28 protein-coding genes, 1 tRNA gene and 1 other RNA gene are annotated in these 23,357 nt (G+C 68.6%); 8 read left to right on the top strand and 22 right to left on the bottom strand.

What is annotated here, in order from left to right; genetic code table 11:
* Window positions 1-14: 14 nt before the first annotated feature.
* Window positions 15-527: a hypothetical protein gene (locus G510_RS0101265; protein WP_029152105.1), complete on the bottom strand. Its 513-nt coding sequence runs from the start codon at window positions 525-527 to the stop codon at window positions 15-17.
* 151 nt (window positions 528-678) lie between these two features.
* Here G510_RS0101265 and G510_RS0101270 point away from each other — a divergent pair, with 151 nt between their 5' ends.
* Complete coding sequence (locus G510_RS0101270; protein WP_029152106.1) at window positions 679-1,854, top strand: sensor histidine kinase; 1,176 nt, start codon at window positions 679-681, stop codon at window positions 1,852-1,854.
* Entirely contained in the window at window positions 1,851-2,450 is a 600-nt protein-coding gene (locus tag G510_RS0101275; RefSeq protein WP_029152107.1) for a response regulator transcription factor, read from the top strand. The genes G510_RS0101270 and G510_RS0101275 overlap by 4 nt, the downstream gene beginning before the upstream one ends.
* 6 nt (window positions 2,451-2,456) lie before the next feature.
* Here the strand turns inward: G510_RS0101275 and G510_RS0101280 are convergent, their stop codons facing one another.
* From G510_RS0101280 to G510_RS0101315, 8 genes are all read right to left on the bottom strand, one after another.
* Window positions 2,457-2,918 (bottom strand): hypothetical protein, encoded by a 462-nt coding sequence (locus G510_RS0101280; protein ID WP_029152108.1) that lies wholly within the window; start codon window positions 2,916-2,918, stop codon window positions 2,457-2,459.
* Window positions 2,919-3,012: 94 nt separating this feature from the next.
* Entirely contained in the window at window positions 3,013-3,369 is a 357-nt protein-coding gene (locus tag G510_RS0101285; RefSeq protein ID WP_051216125.1) for a TraR/DksA family transcriptional regulator, read from the bottom strand.
* A gap of 67 nt (window positions 3,370-3,436) precedes the next feature.
* Window positions 3,437-4,462 (bottom strand): ketol-acid reductoisomerase, encoded by a 1,026-nt coding sequence (ilvC, locus tag G510_RS0101290; RefSeq protein ID WP_029152110.1) that lies wholly within the window; start codon window positions 4,460-4,462, stop codon window positions 3,437-3,439.
* A 45-nt stretch (window positions 4,463-4,507) separates the two neighbouring features.
* On the bottom strand, window positions 4,508-5,014 hold the full coding sequence (gene ilvN / locus G510_RS0101295) for an acetolactate synthase small subunit (protein ID WP_029152111.1): 507 nt from the start codon (window positions 5,012-5,014) through the stop codon (window positions 4,508-4,510).
* 1 nt (window position 5,015) lies between these two features.
* Window positions 5,016-6,818 carry an acetolactate synthase large subunit gene (locus tag G510_RS0101300; protein ID WP_029152112.1) on the bottom strand — a complete coding sequence of 601 codons (1,803 nt, stop codon included), beginning with the start codon at window positions 6,816-6,818 and terminating at the stop codon, window positions 5,016-5,018.
* Between the two features lie 45 nt (window positions 6,819-6,863).
* Window positions 6,864-8,573, bottom strand: coding sequence for a dihydroxy-acid dehydratase (gene ilvD / locus G510_RS0101305; RefSeq protein ID WP_245563202.1), 1,710 nt, complete (start codon window positions 8,571-8,573; stop codon window positions 6,864-6,866).
* A gap of 74 nt (window positions 8,574-8,647) precedes the next feature.
* The gene (gene otsB, locus G510_RS0101310) at window positions 8,648-9,415 is read right to left on the bottom strand and encodes a trehalose-phosphatase (protein ID WP_029152114.1); all 768 of its coding nucleotides are present in this window, start codon (window positions 9,413-9,415) and stop codon (window positions 8,648-8,650) included.
* Entirely contained in the window at window positions 9,412-10,830 is a 1,419-nt protein-coding gene (locus tag G510_RS0101315) for an alpha,alpha-trehalose-phosphate synthase (UDP-forming) (RefSeq protein ID WP_029152115.1), read from the bottom strand. The genes otsB and G510_RS0101315 overlap by 4 nt, the downstream gene beginning before the upstream one ends.
* Window positions 10,831-10,904: 74 nt before the next feature.
* On the opposite strand from G510_RS0101315, the gene G510_RS14940 reads away from it, so the two are divergent.
* Complete coding sequence (locus tag G510_RS14940) at window positions 10,905-11,204, top strand: hypothetical protein (protein ID WP_245563203.1); 300 nt, start codon at window positions 10,905-10,907, stop codon at window positions 11,202-11,204.
* 4 nt (window positions 11,205-11,208) lie between these two features.
* Here the strand turns inward: G510_RS14940 and G510_RS0101325 are convergent, their stop codons facing one another.
* From G510_RS0101325 to G510_RS0101345, 5 genes are all read right to left on the bottom strand, one after another.
* Window positions 11,209-12,453, bottom strand: a complete 1,245-nt coding sequence (locus G510_RS0101325; RefSeq protein ID WP_029152116.1) for a D-arabinono-1,4-lactone oxidase — start codon at window positions 12,451-12,453, stop codon at window positions 11,209-11,211.
* Window positions 12,454-12,477: 24 nt separating this feature from the next.
* Window positions 12,478-13,983: an L-arabinose isomerase gene (gene araA, locus G510_RS0101330; protein WP_029152117.1), complete on the bottom strand. Its 1,506-nt coding sequence runs from the start codon at window positions 13,981-13,983 to the stop codon at window positions 12,478-12,480.
* A 19-nt stretch (window positions 13,984-14,002) separates the two neighbouring features.
* Window positions 14,003-14,701, bottom strand: a complete 699-nt coding sequence (locus G510_RS0101335) for an L-ribulose-5-phosphate 4-epimerase (RefSeq protein WP_029152118.1) — start codon at window positions 14,699-14,701, stop codon at window positions 14,003-14,005.
* Window positions 14,702-14,715: 14 nt separating this feature from the next.
* The gene (locus tag G510_RS0101340; protein ID WP_029152119.1) at window positions 14,716-16,329 is read right to left on the bottom strand and encodes an FGGY-family carbohydrate kinase; all 1,614 of its coding nucleotides are present in this window, start codon (window positions 16,327-16,329) and stop codon (window positions 14,716-14,718) included.
* A gap of 80 nt (window positions 16,330-16,409) precedes the next feature.
* Window positions 16,410-17,438 carry a LacI family DNA-binding transcriptional regulator gene (locus G510_RS0101345; protein WP_029152120.1) on the bottom strand — a complete coding sequence of 343 codons (1,029 nt, stop codon included), beginning with the start codon at window positions 17,436-17,438 and terminating at the stop codon, window positions 16,410-16,412.
* A 130-nt stretch (window positions 17,439-17,568) separates the two neighbouring features.
* On the opposite strand from G510_RS0101345, the gene G510_RS0101350 reads away from it, so the two are divergent.
* The 4 genes from G510_RS0101350 to G510_RS0101365 all read left to right on the top strand — a co-directional run bounded on the left by G510_RS0101350 (window position 17,569) and on the right by G510_RS0101365 (window position 19,343).
* Window positions 17,569-17,644 (top strand) — tRNA-Lys (locus G510_RS0101350).
* A gap of 120 nt (window positions 17,645-17,764) precedes the next feature.
* Window positions 17,765-18,565, top strand: a complete 801-nt coding sequence (locus tag G510_RS0101355) for an inositol monophosphatase family protein (protein ID WP_029152121.1) — start codon at window positions 17,765-17,767, stop codon at window positions 18,563-18,565.
* On the top strand, window positions 18,562-19,083 hold the full coding sequence (locus G510_RS14945) for a hypothetical protein (protein ID WP_051216128.1): 522 nt from the start codon (window positions 18,562-18,564) through the stop codon (window positions 19,081-19,083). Before G510_RS0101355 ends, G510_RS14945 begins: the two co-directional genes overlap by 4 nt.
* Window positions 19,084-19,160: 77 nt before the next feature.
* Entirely contained in the window at window positions 19,161-19,343 is a 183-nt protein-coding gene (locus G510_RS0101365) for a CsbD family protein (RefSeq protein WP_029152122.1), read from the top strand.
* Between the two features lie 84 nt (window positions 19,344-19,427).
* On the opposite strand, the gene ssrA is transcribed toward G510_RS0101365, so the two are convergent.
* The 8 genes from ssrA to G510_RS0101400 form a co-directional block, all read right to left on the bottom strand.
* Window positions 19,428-19,798: a transfer-messenger RNA gene (gene ssrA / locus G510_RS17750) on the bottom strand.
* A 91-nt stretch (window positions 19,799-19,889) separates the two neighbouring features.
* The gene (locus G510_RS0101370; protein ID WP_029152123.1) at window positions 19,890-20,099 is read right to left on the bottom strand and encodes a multicopper oxidase domain-containing protein; all 210 of its coding nucleotides are present in this window, start codon (window positions 20,097-20,099) and stop codon (window positions 19,890-19,892) included.
* Window positions 20,100-20,113: 14 nt separating this feature from the next.
* Window positions 20,114-20,455 (bottom strand): DUF2200 domain-containing protein, encoded by a 342-nt coding sequence (locus G510_RS0101375; protein ID WP_029152124.1) that lies wholly within the window; start codon window positions 20,453-20,455, stop codon window positions 20,114-20,116.
* 9 nt (window positions 20,456-20,464) lie between these two features.
* The gene (locus G510_RS0101380; protein ID WP_211219135.1) at window positions 20,465-20,797 is read right to left on the bottom strand and encodes a branched-chain amino acid transporter permease; all 333 of its coding nucleotides are present in this window, start codon (window positions 20,795-20,797) and stop codon (window positions 20,465-20,467) included.
* Entirely contained in the window at window positions 20,794-21,501 is a 708-nt protein-coding gene (locus tag G510_RS0101385; RefSeq protein ID WP_029152126.1) for an AzlC family ABC transporter permease, read from the bottom strand. Before G510_RS0101385 ends, G510_RS0101380 begins: the two co-directional genes overlap by 4 nt.
* Before the next feature lie 77 nt (window positions 21,502-21,578).
* Window positions 21,579-21,983 (bottom strand): SRPBCC family protein, encoded by a 405-nt coding sequence (locus G510_RS0101390; protein ID WP_029152127.1) that lies wholly within the window; start codon window positions 21,981-21,983, stop codon window positions 21,579-21,581.
* An 88-nt stretch (window positions 21,984-22,071) separates the two neighbouring features.
* Window positions 22,072-22,434 (bottom strand): fluoride efflux transporter FluC, encoded by a 363-nt coding sequence (locus tag G510_RS0101395; RefSeq protein WP_029152128.1) that lies wholly within the window; start codon window positions 22,432-22,434, stop codon window positions 22,072-22,074.
* Window positions 22,431-22,841 carry a fluoride efflux transporter FluC gene (locus G510_RS0101400; protein WP_036321453.1) on the bottom strand — a complete coding sequence of 137 codons (411 nt, stop codon included), beginning with the start codon at window positions 22,839-22,841 and terminating at the stop codon, window positions 22,431-22,433. Before G510_RS0101400 ends, G510_RS0101395 begins: the two co-directional genes overlap by 4 nt.
* Before the next feature lie 64 nt (window positions 22,842-22,905).
* Between G510_RS0101400 and arfB the strand changes: the two genes are divergently transcribed.
* Window positions 22,906-23,346: an alternative ribosome rescue aminoacyl-tRNA hydrolase ArfB gene (gene arfB / locus G510_RS0101405; protein ID WP_029152130.1), complete on the top strand. Its 441-nt coding sequence runs from the start codon at window positions 22,906-22,908 to the stop codon at window positions 23,344-23,346.
* Window positions 23,347-23,357: the final 11 nt, after the last annotated feature.

A 23,357-nucleotide genomic window follows, 5' to 3' on the forward strand; every position in this document is an offset into this window, starting at 1 on the left:
GTACCGCCGCTTGCTCACGAGAATGCGGTGATGACGCCCGTGAGGATCAGGGTGACAGCCGTCGTCCACCCGATGATGGCGATGAGCTGCCAGATCAGGATGCGGGTCCTGCCAATGCCGGACGCGGCGAGCATCGCCGCCGTGAACTGGGTGGGGATCAGTAACGGGCCGAGCAGGCTCACCCCGGGCACGCCGTATCGTGCGAAGGCGCGGGCGAACTTCTCGCGCCGGGCCTCCGACCGAGGAGCGACGTCCACCGACTCCGGCTCTCCCCCGCGCGCCCCGGCGCGGGCAACGACGGCCTGCCGCGCACCCGCGCCGAGGAGGACGACGAGCGCCACGCACAGGAAGTTGCCCGCGACGGCGGCGATGGCGGCGATGACCGGGTGGATCCCGCCGACGATGCCGATCGCGGCCGCGCCCTCCCCCTCGATGAACGGCACAGCCGCCGCGGCGGCGACGATCAGCGGCTGAATGAGATCCGGCACCTGTGCGACCAGGTTCTGGAAGGTCTCGATGAGGTTCATGGAGTGGCTCCGATCGTTTCGGGCGGGATCCCCGCCTGATTTGACCAGTTCACTCGAGTCCGGCCGCCCGCAGAAGTGGCGCCCTGTCACCGCTCACCGGACGTTGCGCATGGCGGTGGGTGACATCTGTCACGGACCTAAGCTTGAGTTCATGACGACGCTCGATGCGGCGAGATTCGCGACAGGGGGCCGCCGCATGCGCGGACGCATCACGGCCGCATGGTGGTACACGGTGGCGGGCGTACTCGCGTTCGAGGTGATCATGGCGCTGCTGATCGTCAGCGTGTCCGCGTCGCTGACCGACTCCGGGCTCGAGGTCGCCCTCGTCGCGATCGGAAGCGCGATCTGGGTCGCCGCGACGGTGCCGCTCCTGATCGCCTATCGCGGCCGCGACGAGACGGATCCGGTGCGCGGACGCACGCTGGCCCTGCTGCTCGTGTGCGCCCTGTGCGGCGCCGGGGCATGGCTCGTCACCGGGATGTGGGTCGCGACCGTGTTCGCGATCGCTCAGCCGATCGTGATGCTCGACTGGCCGCGCGGCGTGCGCGTCAGGATCGTCATCGCGATCACGATCCTGCTCGCCGCGCTGTGGTTCATCGACGTGCAGCGGCACGTCGATACCAATTCCGCGACGTTCGCGTTCTTCACCGTGGCAACGCCCGCGATGACGGTGCTCACCCTCTGGTGGTGGGACATCCTCCTCATGCTCGACACCGCTCGGCTCTCGGAGTCGCGCACCAGCGCCGCGCAGGAGAGGCTGCGGATCGCCACCGACCTGCACGACCTCCAGGGACATCACCTGCAGGTCATCGCGCTGCAGCTCGAACTCATCGATCGCCTCTGGGAGAGGGATCCCGCTGCCGCTCGCGAGCACGTGCGCATCGCCCGCGAGAGCGTCGACGACGCGCGGCAGGGCACGCGCGACCTCGCACGCGGGTTCCGCACCGTGCCCCTCGCTGATGAGATCGCCAATGCGGCCGATCTGCTGCAGGCGGCGGGAGTGCGCACCGAGGTGCACGTCGACGCACGCTCCTCTGACGCGCCCGTGGACGTCTTCGGCCCCGTGATCCGCGAGACGACGACCAACGTCCTGCGTCACGGCGGCGGATCCTGGGCGACGCTGTCGCTCGCCCTCTCGGACGGCGGCGTCTGGCGCTACGAGATCGCGAACGATCGCGCATCGCAGGGCGCCCCGGCGATCGACGGATCCGGCCTCGAGGGGATCTCCCGGCGGGCCGCCGAGGCGGGCGGCGGCGTCGACGTCGACCAGGACGGAGCCCGTTTCGCCGTGACCGTATCCGTGCCCGCGACTGGAGGCCCCGCATGATCCGTGTGCTGCTCGCAGACGACGAGGCCATGATCCGTTCGGCGCTCGCGACTCTGCTGCGCCTCGAGGACGACATCGACGTTGTGGCAGAGTGCGCCGACGGCACGGAGGCCGTCGCCGAGGCGCAGCGGGTGATGCCGGATGTCTGCCTGCTCGATCTGGAGATGCCCGGCCTCGACGGAGTCGGCGTCGCCGAGCGCCTCCGCGGCCAGGGCACGCGGTGCGTGATCGTCACCCGGCACGCGCGTCCCGGGGTTCTGCGACGCGCACTGGCCGCGGGCGTCGCCGGGTTTCTGCCGAAATCGCGCGGTGCCGACGAGGTGGCGATGGTGATCCGGCGAGTCGCGGCTGGGGAACGGTACGTCGACCCGGAGATCGCTGCCGATGCGCTCACCGATGCACGCTGCCCGCTCACCCAGCGCGAGCGGGATGTGCTGCACGCCGGCCGCCGAGGCGAGACCAACACTCAGATCGCGCGCGCCCTGCATCTCGCCCCCGGCACCGTGCGGAATCACGTGTCGTCGGCGCTCGGCAAGCTGCACGTCGAGACCCGCCAGCAGGCAGTGATCATCGCGGAAGAGCGCGGGTGGATCTGATCGGCCTCACGCCGCGCGCCGTTGCGCCGGCTCGCCGATCAGGTGGGCGCCGTCCTCGGAGAGGATGAGCTGGGCGCGCAGCGCGTCGGGATGGGCCGTGAACGCCCGGCGCATGCCGTCGATCCATGCGAGGGTGTCCGGGTCGGCTCCCGCCGCGCCTGGCCTCTCCCACACGACCACGACCGCCTCGGCGGGCGTCTGGTCGACGATCTGGGCGACCCGCGCGCCGAAGCCGGTCGAGGCGGTCACCGCGCCGTCGATGGGCATCGCGACGGGCTCTGACGGGTCGGGCGGCAGATCGTCGATCGGGATGATCACGTCCGTCGAACGCAGTTCGTCGTCGAGAAGCATGAGCCATACCCGCCGAGCGCGCGCCTTCTCGAGCAGCGCGGTCACGAGGCGTGTGAGGTCGTGGTCGTTCGTCAGCGGGCGGTGGGCGAGGGCGTAGATCGTGTCGTCATCAGTCATGCCGCAAGCCTGATCGAGACGGCGGACGCGCGTGATGCGGAAGGCCCCGATTGTGAAGAGAAATCGCGACGCGGCGCGATCTGTGGATAACCGCCTACGACTTCGACGCGCAGTCGACGCACTTGGTCGCCGTCGGGCGCACGCGCAGGCGCGCCACGGGGATCCGTTTGCCGCAGTCGGCGCACACGCCGTACGTTCCGTCGTCGATGCGCCCGAGCGAGCGGTCGATGGCGAGCAGTTCCGCCTCCGCCTCCGCGTCGAGGCCGGCGAGCCGCGCCCACTCCTCCGAGAGCGTCGCGCCCTCGGGATCGTGCTCGTCGTCCGCGGTCGCCGCGGACCGTGCCGACGCGAGGTCGCTCAGGTCTGCGTCGCCGCGCCGTTTCGCGTGCAGCACGCGCTCGCGATGCTCCTCCAGGAGATCCCGGAACTCGGCACTGCGTTTATCGTCCATGCCGACACCCTAGACGCGAAGAACCGCCCCCGCAGAATGGCGGGGGCGGTTCTTCGTTCGCGAGAGGTCAGCGCGCGGCGCTGCCTTCCGTGTAATCGTCATCCGTGTTCTGCCAGGAGAAGAGCGAGCGCAGCTCGCGGCCCGTCGTCTCGATCGGGTGCTGCTCCTCCTCGGCGCGGAGCTTCTTGAACTCGGGCGCGCCCGCGTCCTGGTCCTCGATGAAGCGCTTCGCGAACGCACCGGACTGGATGTCGGCGAGGATCGCCTTCATGTTGTCCTTGACGTGCTGGTCGACGACGCGCGGGCCCGAGACGTAGTCGCCGTACTCGGCCGTGTCCGAGATCGACCAGCGCTGCTTGGCGATACCGCCCTCCCACATGAGGTCGACGATGAGCTTGAGCTCGTGCAGCACCTCGAAGTAGGCGATCTGCGGCTGGTAGCCCGCCTCGGTCAGCGTCTCGAAGCCGGCCTGCACGAGGTGGCTCATGCCACCGCAGAGCACGGCCTGCTCGCCGAACAGGTCGGTCTCGGTCTCCTCCGTGAAGGTCGTCTTGATGACGCCCGCACGGGTGCCGCCGATGCCGGCCGCGTAGCTGAGCGCGAGAGCCCAGGCCGAGCCCGAGGCATCCTTCTCGACACCGATGATGTCCGGGATGCCGCGGCCCGCGGCGAACTCGCGGCGCACCGTGTGGCCGGGAGCCTTCGGGGCGATGAGGATCACGTCGACGCCCTCGGGCGCCTCGATCAGGCCGAAGCGGATGTTGAAGCCGTGCGCGAACGCGAGGGCTTTGCCATCGGTGAGGTTCGGCTTGATGCTGTCCGCGTAGATCGAGCGCTGGTTCTGGTCCGGCGCGAGGATCATGATGACGTCGGCCCACGCGGTCGCGTCGGCGACGTTCTTCACGGCGAAGCCGTCGTCGGTCGCCTTCTGCGCCGACTTCGAACCGTCGCGCAGTGCGACGGTGACCTCGACGCCCGAGTCGCGAAGGTTCTGCGCGTGGGCGTGGCCCTGCGAGCCATAGCCGACGATGGCCACCTTCTTCGACTGGATGATCGAGAGGTCTGCGTCCTGGTCGTAGAGGATCTCTGCCACGGGGTTACTCCTTAGATTGGCGGGGTTTGCAAAAAATATGACGGATCAGCGCAGCGCGCGCTCGGAGATCGACTTCGCACCGCGGCCGAGTGCGACCAGGCCCGACTGCGAGATCTCCTTGATGCCGAACGGCGTGACCGCGCGCTGAAAGGCCTCGACCTTGCCTCGGTCTCCCGTGATCTCGATCACGACGGAGTCGGGTGCGTAGTCGACGATGCTCGCGCGGAACAGGTTCACGACCTCGATCACGTTGGTGCGGGTCGAGTTGTCGGCGCGCACCTTGACGAGCATGTGATGCCGCTGCACCGAGGCCGACGGGTCGAGCTCGACGATCTTGACGACGTTGATCAGCTTGTTCAGCTGCTTGGTCACCTGCTCGAGAGGCTGCGCCTCGACGTCCACGACGACGGTGATCCGCGACAGGCCGGGGACCTCGGTCACGCCCACCGCGAGCGAGTGGATGTTGAAGCCGCGACGAGCGAACAGGCCCGAGACGCGGGTGAGCAGGCCGGGGGTGTCCTCGACGAGAAGGCTCAGAACGTGCGTCGACATGTTATGCCTCCTCATCGAATGCCGGCGAGTTGTCGCGGGCGTACTGGATGTAGCTGTTGCTGACGCCCTGCGGAACCATGGGCCAGACCATCGCGTCGCTCGAGACCACGAAATCGATCACGACGGGGCGATCGTTCGTCTCCAGCGCGAGCTTGATCGCGTCGTCGATCTCGTCTTCTTTCTCGACGCGGATCGCGAGGGCGCCATAGGCGTCCGCGAGCTTCACGAAGTCGGGAATGCGCTTCGAGTCGTGACCCGTGTTGAGGTCGGTGTGCGAGTAGCGACCGTCGTAGAACAGCGTCTGCCACTGGCGCACCATGCCGAGCGACGAGTTGTTGATGATCGCGACCTTGATCGGGATGTTGTTGAGCACGCACGTCGCGAGCTCCTGGTTCGTCATCTGGAAGCAGCCGTCGCCGTCGATCGCCCACACCACGCGGTCGGGCTGCGAGACCTTCGCGCCCATCGCGGCGGGAACCGAGTACCCCATCGTTCCGGCGCCGCCGGAGTTGAGCCATGAGTTCGGGCGCTCATACTTGATGAACTGAGCCGTCCACATCTGGTGCTGGCCGACGCCGGCGACGTAGACGCCCTCGGGTCCGGTCAGCTCGCCGATGCGCGAGATGATCTGCTGCGGTGCGAGCAGGCCGTCGGTCGGTGCCGTGTAGCCGAGCGGGAACTGGTCGCGCAGCCCATTGAGGTACTGCCACCACTCCGCGTACTCGGGAACCTCGGCGCCGACGGTCGAGCGGAACGCCGTGTCGAGGTCGACGAGCACTTCTGCCACGTCGCCGACGATCGGCACCTCGGCGGCGCGGATCTTGCCGATCTCGGCCGGATCGATATCGACGTGCACGACCTTCGCGTTCGGCGCGAAGAGCGACGTGTTGCCCGTCACGCGGTCGTCGAAGCGGGCGCCGAGCGCAACGATGAGGTCGCTCTCCTGCAGCGCCAGCACGGCCGGAACGGCACCGTGCATGCCGGGCATGCCGAGGTGCTGCTCGTGCGAGTCGGGGAACGCCCCGCGCGCCATGAGCGTCGTCACCACGGGCGCTCCGGTCGTCTCGGCGAACGTCTTCAGCTGGGCCGAAGCGCGACCGCGGATCACGCCGCCGCCGACGTAGAGCACCGGCTTCTCCGCCTCCGCGATGAGCGTCGCGGCGGCCTGGATCTGCTTGCCGTGCGCCTTCGTGACCGGCCGGTAGCCGGGAAGGTCGTACTTGGGCGGCCAGACGAACGGCGCCTCGGCCTGCTGGGCGTCCTTCGTGATGTCGACGAGCACGGGGCCCGGGCGACCGGTGGACGCGATCTCGAACGCCTGCGCGAGCGCGCCCGGCACGTCCTCGGCGCGCTTGACGAGGATGGAGTGCTTCGTGATGGGCATCGTGATGCCGACGATGTCGGCCTCCTGGAACGCGTCCGTGCCCATGAGGGTGGAGAAGACCTGTCCCGTGATCGCGACGATCGGGACCGAGTCCATGTGGGCGTCGGCGATCGCCGTCACGAGGTTGGTGGCGCCGGGTCCGGACGTCGCGATCGCGACGCCGACTTTGCCGCTGGCCGAGGCGTAGCCCTCGGCCGCGTGGCCGGCGCCCTGCTCGTGGCGCACGAGGATGTGGTTGAGAGAGTTCGCGCCCATGAGCGCGTCGTACGCCGGGAGGATGGCTCCTCCGGGCAGTCCGAAGACGTCTTCGACGCCGAGGAGTTCGAGTGAGCGGACGACGGCTTCGGCACCGGTCAGCACCGGGGTGCTGGAGGCGGAGGCGGCTGGCGGCCGGGGAACGGCGGTGGGTTCTGCAGGCATAGTGCTTCCCTGATTCGGTCGAACGTTATTCAGCAACGGACTGGGTCAGCCGGTGACGGCGCCCAGTGCGGCGGAACGCACGAGCTTCGCGTACTTGGCGAGAACGCCGCGGGTGTATCGCGGAGGCAGAGGCTCCCAGCCTTCACGGCGGGAGGTGAGCTCCGCTTCGTCGACGAGTAGGTCGAGAGTGCGAGCGGAGACGTTGACCCGGATCGGGTCTCCATCGCGCACGAAGGCAATCGGACCTGCGTCCACAGCTTCGGGAGCGATGTGGCCGATGCACAGGCCAGTTGTGCCGCCGGAGAATCGACCGTCAGTCAAGAGTAGTACATCCTTGCCGAGCCCAGCGCCCTTGATGGCTGCCGTGATGGCGAGCATCTCGCGCATGCCCGGGCCGCCCTTCGGGCCCTCGTACCGGATGACGACGACATCGCCCGGCTGGATCTCGCCGTTCGTGAGCGCGTCCATCGCGGCGCGCTCGCGCTCGAAGACTCGAGCGGGGCCCTCGAAGACCTCGGCGTCGAAGCCCGCGGTCTTGACCACGGCGCCCTCGGGCGCGAAGGATCCGCTGAGGATCGTCAGGCCGCCGGTCGCGTGGATCGGGTTGTCGAGGTCTCGCACGACGGTGCCGTCGAGCGGCGCCGGGTCGATGTCCGCGAGGTTCTCGGCAAGAGTCTTGCCGGTCACCGTCATCGCGTCGCCGTGCAGCAGACCGGCATCGAGAAGCGCCTTCATCACGACGGGCATTCCGCCGACGCGGTCGAAGTCCTGCGCGACGAACTGGCCGAACGGCTTGACGTCGGCGAGGTGCGGCGAACGCTGGCCGATGCGGGTGAAGTCATCGAGGCTGAGCTCGACGCCCGCCTCGTGCGCGATCGCGAGCAGGTGCAGCACGGCGTTCGTCGAACCGCCGAGGACCATCGCGACGGTCACGGCGTTCTCGAACGCCTTCTTGGTGAGGATGTCTTTCGTCGTGATGCCCTTGCGCAGCAGCTCGACGACGGCCTCGCCCGAGCGGTGCGCGTACATGTCGCGGCGACGGTCCGAGCTGAGGGGCGTCGACGATCCGGGCAGGCTCATGCCGAGCGCTTCGGCGACGCAGGCCATCGTGTTCGCCGTGTACATGCCGCCGCAGGCGCCCTCGCCGGGCGCGAACCCGCACTCGACCTTCTTGAGGTCGGACTCGCTCATCTGACCGGCCTTGCAGGCGCCGACGGCCTCGAACGAGTCGATGATCGTGATCGTCTTCTCGGTGCCGTCGTCGAACTTGACCCAGCCGGGCGCGATCGATCCGGCGTACAGGAAGACGCTCGCGAGCTCGAGACGCGCGGCCGCCATCAGCATGCCGGGGAGCGACTTGTCGCAGCCGGCGAGGAGCACCGTGCCGTCGAGCCGTTCGCCCATCACGACGGTCTCCACGCTGTCGGCGATGACCTCGCGGCTCACGAGCGAGAAGTGCATGCCCTCGTGGCCCATGGAGATGCCGTCGGAGACGCTGACCGTGCCGAACTGCAGCGGGTACCCGCCGCCGGCGTGCACGCCCTCCTTCGACCCCTGCGCGAGGCGGTCGAGCGAGAGGTTGCACGGCGTGATCTCGTTCCAGCTCGATGCGATGCCGATCTGGGGTTTCACCCAGTCGTCATCGCCCATGCCGACCGCGCGGAGCATTCCGCGCGACGTCGTGGCCTCGATCCCGTCCGTAACGACACGGCTGCGGGGTTTGATGTCGATTCCGGGCGCTGCATTATCAGTCACCATCGCAGTCTATTCCCCGCGCGCGATCGCCCCGAACTCGCCGTCATTATGCTGACCGAGCCGAAATCCACCTGTCAGGATGCGCGCAGTTCCGCAACGCGAGTAAGCACTGCGGCAAGCTCGGGCGTGTCGGCCACCGTGAGCGCCGCGGCGGTGTCGCCGGGGCCCACGCGGATCCCGAGATCGCCCGGCTCGAGTGACCGGAGCGCGTCCTCGTCGGTCACGTCGTCGCCGGCGAAGATCACGGCGTCGGCGCCGGTCTGGGCGCGCAGCTCCGCGACGGCTCCGTCCTTGCCCTCGTGCCGCCACGAGAACTCCAGAACGTGCTTTCCCCCGCGGCGACGCCAGTCGGGCGCCAGTCGCTCGACGACCTCATCGACCGCGCGCTGGGCCCTCGGCTCGACCCCGTCGGGCGACGTGCGGGTGTGCAGCGCGAAACCGAACTGCTTGTCTTCGATCCATGCCCCCTCGAACCCGTCGGCAGCCGCGCGGGCGGCGACGGCGACACCGGTGTCCCCCGCGTCGCCGACTACCTCATCGACGGGCGGCGCGCCCGCCGGTCGCCACCGCTCGGCGCCGTGCGATCCCGCGAGCCAGAACGGTGAGTCGTCATCGTGCTCCGCGATGATGCGCAGGTCGACGAGGCTGCGCCCGGAGACGAGCGCGACCGTCACGCCGCGGCACGAGGCGAGGCGCTCGAGCGCGCGCTTGGCGTCGGGCGTCGCGCGCGCCGCCATGGGATCCGCCACGAGCGGCGAGAGCGTGCCGTCGAAATCGAGCGCGACGAGCAGATTCTCGGCGGCCGCGACCTCGCGGATCCGCTCGTCGATCGTCGGGGTCACTCCCCCACCTCGCGCGGTCGCAGCGCGTTCACGTCGGCGAGGAATTTCTTGCCCCACTTCGCGACGTCGTTCTCGATCACCTTGCGGCGCATGGTCTTCATGCGCCGCGTCTGTTCGGCCACGGGCATGCTCACGGCGCGCATCATCGTGTCCTTCATGCCCTCGATGTCGTGCGGGTTCACGAGGAGGGCGCTTCCCAGCTCATCCGCGGCGCCCGCGAACTCGCTCAGCAGCAGCACGCCGGTATTGTCCTGGCGGACGGCGACGTACTCCTTCGCGACGAGGTTCATGCCGTCGCGCAGCGCCGTGACGAGCATCACGTCGGCGGCGAGATACAGCGCCACCATCTCCTCGCGCGGAAACCCTTGGTGCAGGTACCGGATCGCGGTCGTCTCGACGGTCGAATAGTCGCCGTTGATGCGCCCGACGGTGATCTCGATCTCGTCGCGCAGATCCTGGTACGCCTCGACGCCGGGCCGCGAGGGGCTCGCGACCTGGATCAGCGTGACGTGCTCGCCCGTGATCAGGCCGTCGGCGAGCAGCTCGCCGTACGCCTTCAACCGGTGGCGGATGCCCTTCGTATAGTCGAGGCGGTCGACGCCGAGCATGATCTTCTCGGATCCGATCTGTTCACGCAGGCGCGCGGCGCGCGCGATGACATCGGGGCGGCGTGCGAGCTCGAGGAACTGATCGGCGTCGATCGAGATCGGATAGGCCTTCGAGATCACCGTGCGCGGCGTCGTATCGATCGTCGGCACCGTGACGGTGTCGCCCTTCGTCGGGTACCGCAGCAGGCGGCGGATCGAGCGCTGGAAGTTGCCCGCGTCCGCGACGCGCTGGAAGCCGATGACGTCGGCGCCGAGCAGGCCGTCGAGCACCTGGCGCCGCCACGGCAGCTGGGCGAACAGCGCGTATGCCGGAAAGGGAATGTGGTGGAAGTAGCCGATCGTCACGTCGGGCCGCAGCTCGCGGAGCATCTGCGGCACCAGCTGCAGCTGATAGTCGTGCACCCAGACGAACCCGCCGTCCGCGGCGTGTTCCGCGGCGGCCTCGGCGAAGCGCCGATTCACCCGCACGTACGCGTCCCACCACGATCGCTTGAACTCCGGCGTCGCGATCACGTCGTGATAGAGCGGCCAGATCGTGCCGTTCGAGAACCCCTCGTAGTAGTCGCGAAGGTCCTCACGGCTGAGCGAGACCGGAACGAGGAGCGTGTCGTCGAAGACGAACGGCTCGAGGTCGAGGTCGGGCTGGCCGCCCCATCCGACCCAAGCGCCGTCCATGCCCTGCATCACCTGCTCGACAGCGGTGACGAGCCCTCCGGGGGATCTGCGCCAAGCCGGTTCGCCGTCGGGTCCCTCGATCCGATCGACGGGCAGGCGGTTGGCGACGATGACGAGGTCTGCTCGAGTCATATTCGCACTCCTTCTTTGATGCCACCCTATGGCACGGGCGGGCGCGGCGGTCACGTTCGCGTTACGGTGTATCCATGCGGAAATACCTGTTGGGAACCGGCATCATCGGCGCGATCACGAGCGGCTGGTCGCTGCTGCGCGGATCCGAATCGCAGGCATTCACGTGGCGCGTCGCGCTCGCGTGGCTCAGCTGGGCGATCACCTTCTCGCTCTCGATCGGCATGATCCTCGACGTGCGCAAGGCTTCGCACGGTCGCGCGGTGCCGGACGACTCCCCCATCGCGGGCAGCGAGTACAAGTACGCCAAGGGCGCCGACGCCGAAGAACTGAAGAAGAAGCGCAAGAACGACAAGAAGAAGAACAAGAAGAAGTAGCGCGTCAGACCCCGAGGCGGCCCGTGTACGCGTTCGCGAGTCGCCCGGACGGATCCATTCTCGCGCGCAGCTCGCGGAACTCGTCGAAGCGAGGGTACTGCGAGGCGACCTCCCCCCCAGAGCGCGTGAAGACCTTGCCCCAGTGCGGGCGGGCGTCGAACTGCTCAAGCGCGCCCTCGAGCACGGCGAGCACCTCGCGGACCCGCGCCTCGTCGCGATGCCAGGTGAAGTGCAGGGCGACCGAGTCGCGGCCGTTCGACGGGCTCAGCCAGAGGTCATCGGCCGCCACCGACCGGATCTCGCACACGTGCAGCAGCGGCGCGATCCGGCCCGCATGCTGCCGCACCGCGTCGATCGCGGCCGGAGCATGCGCGCGATCGACCAGGAACTCGCTCTGCAGCTCCGCACCGACGCTCGGTGTGAAGTCCATGCGGAAGTGCGGAAGCCGCTCGAACCAGGGCCCGACGAGGCCCTGCTGAGGGTTGCACGCCGCGGCGTCGACACCGCGGATCGGGTGGCGCGGGCCGTCCGCGGGTCGCGCCCCGAGTCCGGCGACGATCCTCTCGTCCACGTCCTCCGCGCGCGTTTTCACCCAGAGCTGGTCGGCACGCTCCGCGTCGTCCCAGGTCGTGAAGATGCTCACGCTGTCGCCGAGGGAGGTCACCGCGTCGTAATCGGCAAGGATCGCTTCCCAGCGCGGACCGTCGTACGCGTATTGGGCGACGCGATACGTCGGCTCGGTGTCGAGCACCAGGGAGGTGACCACACCGAGCGCGCCGAGGTGCACGGGCACGCCGCCGAACTCGTCGTCGCCGCGCGAGATCGTCTTCTCCTCGCCCGACGTCGTGAGCAGCGTCACCGACCGCACGGCCGTGGCGAGCGAACCGAGGCGGTCGCCGGATCCGTGGGTTCCGGTCGCGATCGCGCCGGCGACCGAGATGTGCGGGAGGGATGCCAGGTTCGACAGCGCCCTCCCACTCTTCTCCAGTTCGGGCGCGACGTCGCCGTAGCGAACGCCGCCGGAGATCCGCACCGTGTCGCCGGCGACCTCGATCTCGCGCGGCATGTCCGCGAGCGAGATGAGGGTGCCGGTCGTGTCCGCGATGTCGTTGAAGCAGTGCCGCGACCCGAGCACCCGGATCTGCTCCGAGCCGCTCACCGCGTCGCGGAGCTCATCCGGTGTGCGCGGGCGCACCAGACGGCGCGCCGAGTACGTGAGGTTCTCGGCCCAGTTGCGTTCGTCCGTCATGGTGCGGCGATCCCGGCGCGCGGGTCAGAGACCCTCGGCGATGTGGAAGTAGACCTGGTTCCACTTCAGCTCGTTGCGGAAGCCGCGAAGCGTCGTGTCTTCGTCGATCGCGAGCAGTTCGATGCCCGCCATCTCGGCGAAGTCGCGGTAGGTCTCCACACCGACGGCCGTCGACATGACGGTGTGGTGCGCGGCTCCCGCAGCCATCCAGCAGGCCGCCGACGTCGGCAGGTCGGGCTTCGGCTGCCACACGGCGCGGCCGACCGGCAGGTTCGGCAGGTCGGGCGGGGTGATGTTCTCGACGACGTTCGCGGTCAGGCGCAGGCGCGTGCGGATGTCGCTCAGCGCGACGACGACGGCCGGGCCGGCGTCCGCGGTGAAGACCAGGCGCACGGGATCCGCCTTGCCGCCGATGCCCAGCGGGTGGATCTCGACACGGGCCTTCGCGCTCGACAGCGACGGCGACACCTCGAGCATGTGGGCGCCGAGGATCTTGCCATCGCCCGGCGTGAGGTCGTACGTGTAGTCCTCCATCAGGCTCGCGCCTCCCGCGCGGCCCGCGCCCATGACGGCCGACAGGCGCACGAGGATGGCGGTCTTCCAGTCGCCCTCGCCGCCGAACCCGTATCCCTCGGCCATGAGGCGCTGCACGGCGATGCCCGGCAGCTGTTTGAGCGCGCCGAGGTCTTCGAAGTTATCGGTGAACGCCTTGAAGCCGCCCTCATCGAGGAAGGCGCGCAGGCCGACCTCGATCGCCGCGGCATCCCGCAGCGACTCGTGGCGGTCAGCGCCCGGAAGAAGCTCCTCGGCGACGTCGTACTGCTCGAGGTATTCGGTGACGAGGGCGTCGACCTGTGCCGCAGTGGCGGCCTCGACCTTCTCGACGAGCTCGTTGACGCCCCAGGTGTTGACCTCGGTGCCGAGACGCTGCTCGACCTCGGTCTTGTCGCCCTCGGTGACCGCGACGAAGCGCATGTTGTCGCCGAAGCGCGCGACCTTGAGACTCTTCGCCTCGGCGATGCCGGCCGCGGCGCGGATCCACGATTCGGTTTCGGAGACGACGCGCGGGTCGCTCGCGTGGCCGACGACGGTCTTGCGCGAGGTGCCGAGCCGCGTGGCGATGTAGCCGAACTCGCGGTCGCCGTGCGCGGCCTGGTTCAGGTTCATGAAGTCGAAGTCGATGTCGCCCCACGGCAGCTCGACGTTGGCCTGCGTGTGCAGGTGCAGCATCGGCTTGCGCAGCTCTTCGAGGCCCTTGATCCACATCTTCGCGGGGCTGAACGTGTGCATCCACACGATGACGCCCAGCACGCTGTCATCGGCGTTCGCGTCGAGCATGGCGCGGCGGATGGCGTCGGCGTCGGTGAGAACCGGGCGCCAGACGATCGGGGCAGGGGTCTGCTCGTTCTCGTCGAGCAGCTGGGCGACGCCCTGCGACTGCTCGGCGACCTCGCGCAGCGTCTCTTCGCCGTACAGCCCCTGGCTGCCGGTGAGGAACCAGATCTGCTTGTCTGCGTATGGCTTCGTCATGGTGGGCACTCCTCGGGCCTTACTGGCCGTAAACGTTCTGGTAGCGGTCGTACAGCGAATCGATCTTGTCCTGCGGAATCATCAGGGGCGCGCCGAGCTGGCGCGAGATGTGCACCGTGCGGGCGACCTCCTCGAGCAGCACGGCCGTCTTGACGGCCGACTTCGCCGTGCCGCCGATCGTGAACGGCCCGTGATTCTGCATGAGCACGGCGGTCGAGCGGTGGTCCTTCAGCGTCTCGACGATGCCGCGACCGATCGAATCGTCGCCGATGATCGCGAACGGGCCGACGGGGATGGGGCCGCCGAACTCGTCGCCCATCATCGTGAGCACGCACGGGATCTCCTCGCCGCGCGCGGCCCAGGCCGTCGCGTAGGTGGAGTGCGTGTGCACGACGCCGTTGACGTCCGGCATGTGGCGGTAGACGTACGCGTGCGCCGCCGTGTCGGACGACGGCTTGCGCTCCCCTTCGACCAGCGCGCCGTCGAGGTCGCAGACGACGATCGAGGCGGCGTCGAGCTCGTCGTAGCTCACGCCGGACGGCTTGATCACGAGCAGGTCGGGATGCCCGTCGACGCCCGGCACCCGCTCGGAGACGTTGCCGGCGGTCCAGGCCACGAGATCCCATCGGGGCAGTTCGGCGTGCAGGTCGGCGACGCGCTCTCGGGCGGCGTCGACCGCCTCGCGCATCGCCGGGGGCACCTGTGCGGCGGAGGTCATTCGTGCTCCTTCAGTCACTTCATGGCGTGGACGGCGGTGCGCTCGATGTCGAGGCCTGCCTCCCACCGGTCAAGGAATTGTGCGTACTCGGCGACGTCTGCAGGTTCGGGGACGATCGTCGTCGCCTGCTCCTCGGCGAACACGTGCTGGTCGAGCCAATCGGTCAGCGCGGGCTGGGCCGATTCGGACGCGGCGTGCGCGTAGGCGGCGAGGATCGCCATTCCCCAGGCGCCGCCCTCGCCGGCCGTCGCCCCGACCGTGATCGGTGCCGCGAGCGCGTCGGCGAGGAGCCGCTGCGCCACACCGGCCGTGCGGAAGATGCCGCCGTGTGCGCGGATCCCGTCGATCTCCACGTTCTCCTCGGCGAGGGTGCGCATGCCGAGGCTCAGCGTCGCGAAGGATCCGCGCACCTGCGCGCGCATGAGGCCGTTGAGGCTGAGCTTCGACGACGGCGTGCGCGCGATGATCGGGCGGCCCTCGTCGAGGCCGGCGATCGGCTCGCCGGACAGGTGATTATAGGCGAGCAGCCCGTCGTCGGATCCGCGCTCGAGCGCGCCCGACAGCAGCGCGGCGAACACGTCGTCCGCCGACGCATCGGCGCCGATCGCGTCCGCGAACTCGCGGAACACGCCGGCCCACTCGCCGATCTCGCTGGCGCCGTTGTTGCAGTGCACCATCGCGACCGCATCGCCCGACGGCGTGGTCACGACGTCGATCTCCTCGTGGCGCGCGCGGAGCGGGCGCTCGAGCACGATCATGCTGAAGAAGCTCGTGCCGGCGCTGACATTGCCGGTGCGCGGCGTGATCGAGTTGGTCGCGACCATGCCGGTTCCGGCGTCGCCCTCGGGCGGCGCGGCGACGGCGCCGGGCTGGAGCGCGCCGGACTCGTCGAGCACCCGCGCGCCGTCCGTGGTGAGGCGGCCCGCTGATTCGCCCGCTGTCAGCACGCGCGGCAGCACATCGGTGAGGCGCAGGTGGGCGGCCCCCGCTTCGCTCAACATCGCGTCAGCGGTCTCGAGGCGCGCCGCGTCGTAGTCGCCGGTCGCGGGATCGATCGGGAACATGCCGGACGCATCACCGACGCCGAGCACCCGCTCGCCTGTGAGCAGCTCGTGCACGTAGCCCGAGAGCGTCGTGATGCGCGCGATGTCGGCGACGTGCTGCTCGCCGTCGAGGACGGCCTGATAGAGGTGCGCGGTCGACCAGCGCAGCGGGATGTTGACGTCGAGCGCTTCCGAGAGCGCCTCAGCGGCGCGGGTCGTGTTGACGTTGCGCCAGGTGCGGAACGGGACGAGCAGCTCGCCCGCACCATCGAAGGCGAGATAGCCGTGCATCATCGCTGATACGCCGATGGCGCCCGTGTGGTCGAGCGCGACGCCGTGCCTGTCGCTCACATCGGACGCAAGCGCGGCGAAGGCCGCACGCAGCCCCGCGTGCACGTCATCGAGCGAGTAGCTCCAGAGCCCGTCGACGAGCGAGTTCTCCCAGTCGTGACCGCCGGAGGCCAGCGTGTCGCCGTCGAGCGTCGTGAGGCACGCCTTGATGCGTGTCGATCCCAGTTCGATGCCGAGGGCCGTGCGCCCGTCGGCGATCGCGCGCCGCACCTCGTCCGTATGCAACTGCCCCATCGCGGTCTCCGTTCGTCGTGTGCGTCCCGCGGTGCGGGCACTCACCATATGTTAGCGCTCACAGGTCGTGTGCGAAACCTTCATCGGCGCGGGGGCGCCGTGCTCCCCCGCACGATGACCTCGGGATCGATCATCGGCTCTCCCGTCGTCGCGCTCGCGTCGCGCTGGGCGAGCAGTCGACGCACGGCCGCGTCGCCGAGCTTGTCGAATGGCTGGTGCACCGTCGTCAGCGACGGCACGAAGAAACCGCTGCCGTCCACGTCGTCGAACCCGACGACCGACACGTCGTCGGGCACCCGGATCCCTGCCTCCCAGAACGCGCGGATCGCGCCCAGCGCGAGGTGGTCGCTCGCCGCGAAGACCGCGGTGACCTGTCCCGATTCCACACCCTGCACGAGGGATGTTCCGGCCGCGTACCCGTGCTCCGCACCCCAGTCGTCGGCGTGCACGACGCGCGCGGCGACCCCGCGGCACTCGGCCGCATCGGCGAACCCGCGCGAGCGCTCGATGGCGTCGAACCAGCCGGCCGGCCCCTCGATGTGCACGACGCGCTCGTGGCCGAGATCCGCGAGGTGCTCGGCGACTCGCGCCGATCCCGCGTACTGGTCGACCGCGACGTACACGGCCGCGGACTGACTCGGGGCATCGCGTCGTGCCGCGACGACGACCACCGGGATCTGCGGCGCCACCTCATCCACGCGGCGCGCGACGTCTGCGGTCGGCGCGACGACGACGATCCCATCGACCCCCTGGTCGATGAGGCGGTCGAGCACGTGCGCCGCGGCGTCCGCGTCGCGGGAGGTCATCGCGGCCAGCGAGACGAAGTGGTCGGCACGGCGCGCCGCCTGTTCGATCGCGAGCACGGTGCTCGCGGGACCGTGGTGCGCCATGCCCGTCGCGACGACGCCGATCGTGGCGCTGCGGGTCGTGACGAGGGTGCGCGCGGCCTGGTTCCGCCGATAGCCGAGCGAACGGATCGCGGCCTGCACGCGCTCGCGCGTATCGTCCTTGACGTAGGCGTGCCCGTTGAGCACGCGAGACACCGTCTGGTGCGAGACGCCCGCCGCCGCGGCGACGTCGGCCATCGACGGGGGTCTCGTGATCGACATGATTCTCACCCTAACGCGGCTTCCAGCATGCGCTCAGACACGCCAGAACGTGCGAGGGATTGGCGCAGCGCGCCGAAAATGGGTAATGTAAATTCTCGTTCCCGGCGAGTTATTTTCTCTCCGCGATCATGCGCCTCTAGCTCAATAGGCAGAGCAATTGACTCTTAATCAATGGGTTCCGGGTTCAAGTCCCGGGGGGCGCACCACACGGAAGAAGGCCCGTCGCTCCGCGCAATGCGGACGGCGGGCCTTCTTTCGTTGTCGCCATCGGGGCGCCGCCCGCGCGCTCACCCGTGGCCCGGCCGTCCCGCGGGTAGCCTGGTCGTATGCCCACGGTTGCCGCGTCGCTCGCCCACGATCTCTCGCTCGCTCTGCGTCTCGCCGACGCCGCCGATGCCGAGACGATGGCCCGCTTCGATCGCGCCGATCTCGCGGTCAGACTGAAGGCCGACCGCTCGCACGTCACCGAGGCCGACCTCGCGTCCGAGCGCGCGATCCGGGCGCTCCTCGAGCAGGAGCGCCCATCCGACGCGATCTTCGGCGAGGAGTACGGACAGACCGCGCAGGCGGCGCGCCGCTGGATCCTCGACCCGATCGACGGCACCGCGAACTTCCTGCGCGGTGTGCCGGCGTGGGGCACGATGATCGCGCTCGAGATCGACGGATCCATCGTGCTGGGCGTCGTGAGCATGCCGGCGCTCGGCCGCCGGTGGTGGGCGGCCGATGGACTCGGCGCATGGACCGGCGGCGGCAGCGAACCGCGACGGATCGCTGTGTCCGGCGTTGAGACGCTCGGCGAAGCCTCGCTCAGCTTCCAGTCGATCGGTCAGTGGCGCGACGCCGGGCACCTCGACGAACTTCTGCGCCTGCAGGACCGCGTGTGGCGCGACCGCGCGTACGGCGACGTCTGGGCCTACATGCTGTTGGCCGAGGGCCGCCTCGACATCGTCGGCGAGTTCGACGTCAAGGAGTACGACATCGCCGCGGCGGCCGCGATCGTGAGAGAGGCCGGGGGTCGCTTCACCTCCCTCGAGGGATCCGATCAGCTCGACACGCTCTCCGCGATCGCGACGAACGGCCACCTGCACACCGCGGTTCTCGAGGCACTTGCCGAGGCCGCCGAGTGAGACTGACGCGGCGAGCGACGACGACGGCGAGCGTGCTGTTCGCCGCGGGCGCCCTGCTCGTCGCGTGCAGCGGATCCCCCGATGCGGATGCGCAGCAGCCGACCGCGTCGGAAGAGCCGAGCACCCCGACGTGCGAGTCGATCCTTCGCCCGTCGTTCGTCGATGAGCTGTCGGAGCTCGGCTGGTCGGCCCAGGAGCGCCCGTTCCAGATCGGCGAGCACGAGGTCGCGGGCGGCGTGCAGTGCGTCTGGGGCGACCTCTCGAGCGGCACCGACCTCGCCCAGATGTACGGGTGGGCGCCGATCGATGCCGACCAGGCCGCCGAGCTGCAGAACTACCTCGAGGACAACGGCTGGGTGCGCGAAGACGGCGAGCACTACGTGTACCTCACGGAGGATCCGAACCTCATCGGGTACCTCGAAGAGGGCGAGTACGGCATCACCTACCAGTTCGCGGACGGGTGGGTCGCGCTGGCCGACACCAAGTCGGGCCTCGACCTCGTCACCTGGCGCGGTTGACCCCGAGAGGCTTGCGTCGCGGCTGCATGCGTGCAAGTGTCGGAGGGGTAACTGACCGTCGATCGAAGGAGGCAATCGTGGGACTGGATGACAAGATCTCGGCCGCTGCTGACAAGGCCAAGGGCAACGCGAAGGAAGCCGTTGGCAAGGCCACCAACGACGACGAAAAGGTCGCCGAGGGCAAGGCAGATCAGACCAAGGGCGACATCAAGAGCAAGATCGAAGACGTCAAGGACAACATCAAGAAGGCGCTCGACTGAGCAGCTGATCGATGTGCGGCCCCTGCTTCGGCGGGGGCCGTATCGCTGTGCCCACGGGGCGGGTTCACAGCGTGCGTACGCGACCGGTGGAGCTGGGGGGAATCGAACCCCCGTCCAGTACTGGGTCACTGGGTTTTCTCCGGGCGCAGTCTGTGAAGACGTTCTACTCGGCTCCGATCTTTAGCACAGACACATAGATCGACGAGCCCAGTCGCGGAAAAGTCCCATAACGCGTCACGACGCCACGTCACAGCAAGATCCCTAAATGACGCCAGGAACCGTGTCGGGATCACCCACGGCCTGACGGACTATCGGGCTCGCTTAAGCAGCGAGGGCGAAGTCAGTGCGCTTAGAGTTGGCACTTATTAGTTTTGCAGGGGGCGTTTACGAGACAACCCTGCATCCTCGGCCCGCTTCTCTCAGATCAGCAGCCACTGTCGAAACCGATCAGCCCCGTTGATCCTTCTTTCGAAGGGAACCGCGTACGCACGCTGTGGAGTTACCATCGTGCTCTCGCACGGGTGTTCGGGATCTCTCCCGAGCAGTTCAGTCTACATGATGGTCGTGGCCGGGGGCTGCCCCGACGAGGTGCTCCTGACCCGGCTCGATCACGACGAACTGCCCCATCATTCCTTGGTCTTCGTGCAGCAACATGTGGCAGTGGTACATGTACGGCGTCTCGGGACGTGCGAGATCGCTCGCCGCGCGGAACTCCATCAGGTCGAACTCGTCGTTGCCGCCGATCGTCGACGGCAAGAGGATATCCGGGATCAGCCCCGCAGCACCTTCTCCATCGGGCGACCTTTCGCGAGTTCGTCGACGAGCTTGTCGAGGTACCGGACCTGCTGCACCAGCGGGTCCTCGATCTCCTGCACCTTGACTCCGCAGATCGACCCCGTGATCAACGACGCATTCTCGTTCAGCGTGGCGGCACCGAAGAAATCTGGGAACGTGCTCTCGGACGCGAGCTCGGCGTCGATCGCCGCGTCGTCCAAGCCGGTGAGCCATCTGATGACCTCGCGCAGCTCGGTCTCGGTGCGGCCCTTGCGCTCGAGCTTCGCCACGTACATCGGGTATACGGACGCGAACGTCATCGCATGGATCCGGCTCATGCGCCGAGACTACAGCGGCAGGTTCACGAGAACCACAAAGGTGAGGGTGCCGAGACCGACGCTCAACAGCGTGCGGCGTCCGAACACAAGGTGCACGGCGATCGTCACGGCGGCCGCAACGATCGCTGGCATAACGTAGCGGGCGTTGTCGATGATCGTGGATTGGAAAGTCGACGCCGCGAGGATCGCGAGAATTCCCACCGGCATCCAGACACTGAGCGCCCGCACGATCTTTGACTCGCGCAGCGGCTTGAGAATCGCGAACGGGATCGCGCGCAGCGCGAGGGTGATGATGAACGCGATCGCGAGCACGGCCACGATGTACCAGGTGCCGGGAATCATGCGATCGTTCCTCGCTTCTTCGCGACCAGGAAACGACCCGCGAGAAGCAGAAGGAAGAGCACCATCGCGGCGAACAGCGCCTGATCCGGAACCGCGACGGCGGCGACCGCGAAGCTCAACGCCGCGAGCAGGAGCGACGGCACCTGGTCCCATTTCCGGCAGGCGTCGAGCGTCAGGGTGATGAACAGTGCACACAGCGCGAACTCGAGCCCTTCGATGGGCGTCGTCATGAGGGATCCGATGAGCAGTCCCGCGAGCCCTCCTCCGACCCAGTACGCCTGGAGCGCGAGCTGAAGGGTGATGAGGCGGGGCGAGGTCCAACGGCCGTCGTGCGACGCCGTGATCGCGTACGCCTCGTCGGTCAGCGCGTACACCGAATATGCCTTCGCGATCGGATGACGGACCGCGCCGATCGGGAACGAGAACGCATAGAAGACGTGGCGGAAGTTCACGAGCAGCGTCGTGAGTGCGATCGTCGCAAGCGGCGTTCCTGTGGCCATCAGCCCGACGAGCAGCAGCTCGAGCGACCCGGCGTATCCGAAGATCGACAGCGCGGGCCCTGCCCACAGCGGTAACCCGGATTGCGCCACGAGCAGCCCGAACGCGATCCCCAGGGGAAACAGCCCCAGACCAGCGGAGAGCGATGCGGCGATGCCGGCGGAGATCTCCTGCCGTCGCCATCCTGGTTCGCGGACCACATCCATCACCCGGTTATCATCTCAGACCAGTGCCCGGCCGATTCCGGGCATCATGGTGAGACTCCCACGGAGCAGATATTCGCTCACGCCGTCGGGGCACCGCGTGTCACGAGTTCCCGGAGGCGTGCAAGATCGGCCGCGACCATGCCGCAGTCGCGCTCGAACTCCTCGTCGGTCAGCTCGATCTGCCGAACCGTGAACACGACCTCGGCGCCGTCCGGATGGGAAAAGACTCGCAGCGGGTTCGTGACGACGGTGCCCGATGGGAGCACCACGTCGTGGTCGAGGATCCCGAGCGCGTTCCGCGGCGCGAAGCGCACCAAGACCTCCCCCATCGGCGACTGCACCACGAGGTCCTCACCCCGCAGTTCGACCTCGCTCTGCGCGAGCCCCGCCGCCCACTGTGGCAGGTTCCGGGGATCTGATGCGAACCCGTACACATCGTCGACGGATGCGGGGACGACGATACTCACGTGGCGCGATTGCATAGAGAGATGCTACGCGCGCCGCGTGCAGTTCGGGGGTGCTGTGCGGGCGGCTCCGACGCAGGGAACGAACGTCCCGCACCCCACGAGGTCAGGACGCGAACAGCGCGTATCCGCCGCCCGCGACGGCGACGCAGGCGGCGAGGGTCGCGACAGATCCGAGTGCGCCCGCCGCGAGGCGCCGCTCGAGCAGAAGGCGCGCCGCATCGACGCTCGCCGTGCTGAACGTCGTGTACCCGCCAAGCAAACCGACTCCGAGGATCGTGGACCAGTCGCCCGAGACGGCGCCCGTCATGGCGCCAAGCGCGAAGGACCCCGTGAGGTTCACGAGGAAGATCCCCCACGGATACCGGCGACGCAGCCTCTCCGGCACCGCGTTGTCGACGAGGTACCGCAGCACAGATCCGACGCCGCCCGCGGCGCCGACGGCGAGCGCGAGGAGCAAGACGCTCATCGTCGCGCCCTTCGGATCACGGGCCACCGTCGTCCCAACAGGATCCCGAACGCCGCGCAGGCAACGCCGAGCACGACCGATGCGGCCGCGTAGACGATTCCCGCTGCCACGGATCCGCTGGCAATCGCCTCGAAAGAATCGACGGCGAGCGCGCTGTACGTCGTGTACCCCCCGAGCACGCCGGTGCCGAAGAAGAGGCGGAGTTGCGCGCGGCGGCCTGACTCGGTGCCCTGCGCGGCGAGCGCGGACAGCAGCCAACCGAGCGCGAGGGCGCCGCTGAGATTGATGAGCAGCGTTCCGAGCGGGATGCCTGCGACGTTCGGAGTCACGGCGCTCAGCAGAAAGCGGACAATCGTTCCGAGCGCGCCGCCGACGCCGACGAGGATCGCGGAGATCATTGTCGTCATCGGTCCCACGTGTCGCGGCATCCACTCATTATCGCGAACCCGCGAGACGCGAGAGAATCGACGTATGGATGACTTGAGAGTGCCGCCCGGCCCCGGCGCCCCGCGCGGGATCCGTGTGCCCGCGGCGGAACTCGTCGAGCATTTCTCCCGTTCGTCCGGCCCCGGCGGCCAGGGCGTCAACACGACGGACTCGCGCGTCCAGCTCAGCTTCGACGTTGCGGCAACGTCGGCTCTCGACGACGCACAGCGCGCACGCGTGCTCGCACGGCTCGAACCGCGGCTGAGCGGAGGCATCGTCACGATCACGGCATCCGAGGAGCGCGCCCAGCGGCGAAACCGGCAGGCAGCCAGGCAGCGACTCGCCGACATGCTGCGGGAGGCCGTAATGCCGGCGATCGCGCGTCGGAGCACGAAGCCGACACGGGGATCCAAGCGCCGTCGCCTGGAGGGAAAACGTCAGCGTGCCCTTACGAAGAAAGCGCGTCGGAGGCCGGACGCCGAGTAAGGAGTGGGGTC

This window comes from Microbacterium gubbeenense DSM 15944 (assembly GCF_000422745.1).
Lineage (GTDB): Bacteria > Actinomycetota > Actinomycetes > Actinomycetales > Microbacteriaceae > Microbacterium > Microbacterium gubbeenense.

What these genes read in the sequence shown, in the direction of transcription:
- G510_RS0101345 (WP_029152120.1), bottom strand. Translation starts at nt 17,438, where the DNA reads ATGTCGATCACGAGACCCCCGTCGATGGCCGACGTCGCCGCGGCGGCG.
- G510_RS0101395 (WP_029152128.1), bottom strand. Translation starts at nt 22,434, where the DNA reads ATGAGCGTCTTGCTCCTCGCGCTCGCCGTCGGCGCCGCGGGCGGCGTC.
- G510_RS0101285 (WP_051216125.1), bottom strand. Translation starts at nt 3,369, where the DNA reads ATGGACGATAAACGCAGTGCCGAGTTCCGGGATCTCCTGGAGGAGCAT.
- ilvN (WP_029152111.1), bottom strand. Translation starts at nt 5,014, where the DNA reads ATGTCGACGCACGTTCTGAGCCTTCTCGTCGAGGACACCCCCGGCCTG.
- G510_RS0101385 (WP_029152126.1), bottom strand. Translation starts at nt 21,501, where the DNA reads ATGGATGTGGTCCGCGAACCAGGATGGCGACGGCAGGAGATCTCCGCC.
- G510_RS0101265 (WP_029152105.1), bottom strand. Translation starts at nt 527, where the DNA reads ATGAACCTCATCGAGACCTTCCAGAACCTGGTCGCACAGGTGCCGGAT.
- arfB (WP_029152130.1), top strand. Translation starts at nt 22,906, where the DNA reads ATGGATGACTTGAGAGTGCCGCCCGGCCCCGGCGCCCCGCGCGGGATC.
- araA (WP_029152117.1), bottom strand. Translation starts at nt 13,983, where the DNA reads ATGACGAAGCCATACGCAGACAAGCAGATCTGGTTCCTCACCGGCAGC.
- G510_RS0101335 (WP_029152118.1), bottom strand. Translation starts at nt 14,701, where the DNA reads ATGACCTCCGCCGCACAGGTGCCCCCGGCGATGCGCGAGGCGGTCGAC.
- G510_RS0101390 (WP_029152127.1), bottom strand. Translation starts at nt 21,983, where the DNA reads ATGCAATCGCGCCACGTGAGTATCGTCGTCCCCGCATCCGTCGACGAT.
- G510_RS0101300 (WP_029152112.1), bottom strand. Translation starts at nt 6,818, where the DNA reads ATGCCTGCAGAACCCACCGCCGTTCCCCGGCCGCCAGCCGCCTCCGCC.
- G510_RS0101340 (WP_029152119.1), bottom strand. Translation starts at nt 16,329, where the DNA reads ATGGGGCAGTTGCATACGGACGAGGTGCGGCGCGCGATCGCCGACGGG.
- G510_RS0101380 (WP_211219135.1), bottom strand. Translation starts at nt 20,797, where the DNA reads ATGATTCCCGGCACCTGGTACATCGTGGCCGTGCTCGCGATCGCGTTC.
- G510_RS0101315 (WP_029152115.1), bottom strand. Translation starts at nt 10,830, where the DNA reads ATGACTCGAGCAGACCTCGTCATCGTCGCCAACCGCCTGCCCGTCGAT.
- G510_RS0101270 (WP_029152106.1), top strand. Translation starts at nt 679, where the DNA reads ATGACGACGCTCGATGCGGCGAGATTCGCGACAGGGGGCCGCCGCATG.
- G510_RS0101355 (WP_029152121.1), top strand. Translation starts at nt 17,765, where the DNA reads ATGCCCACGGTTGCCGCGTCGCTCGCCCACGATCTCTCGCTCGCTCTG.
- G510_RS14940 (WP_245563203.1), top strand. Translation starts at nt 10,905, where the DNA reads ATGCGGAAATACCTGTTGGGAACCGGCATCATCGGCGCGATCACGAGC.
- G510_RS0101280 (WP_029152108.1), bottom strand. Translation starts at nt 2,918, where the DNA reads ATGACTGATGACGACACGATCTACGCCCTCGCCCACCGCCCGCTGACG.
- G510_RS0101325 (WP_029152116.1), bottom strand. Translation starts at nt 12,453, where the DNA reads ATGACGGACGAACGCAACTGGGCCGAGAACCTCACGTACTCGGCGCGC.
- G510_RS0101275 (WP_029152107.1), top strand. Translation starts at nt 1,851, where the DNA reads ATGATCCGTGTGCTGCTCGCAGACGACGAGGCCATGATCCGTTCGGCG.
- G510_RS0101375 (WP_029152124.1), bottom strand. Translation starts at nt 20,455, where the DNA reads ATGAGCCGGATCCATGCGATGACGTTCGCGTCCGTATACCCGATGTAC.
- G510_RS0101400 (WP_036321453.1), bottom strand. Translation starts at nt 22,841, where the DNA reads ATGACGACAATGATCTCCGCGATCCTCGTCGGCGTCGGCGGCGCGCTC.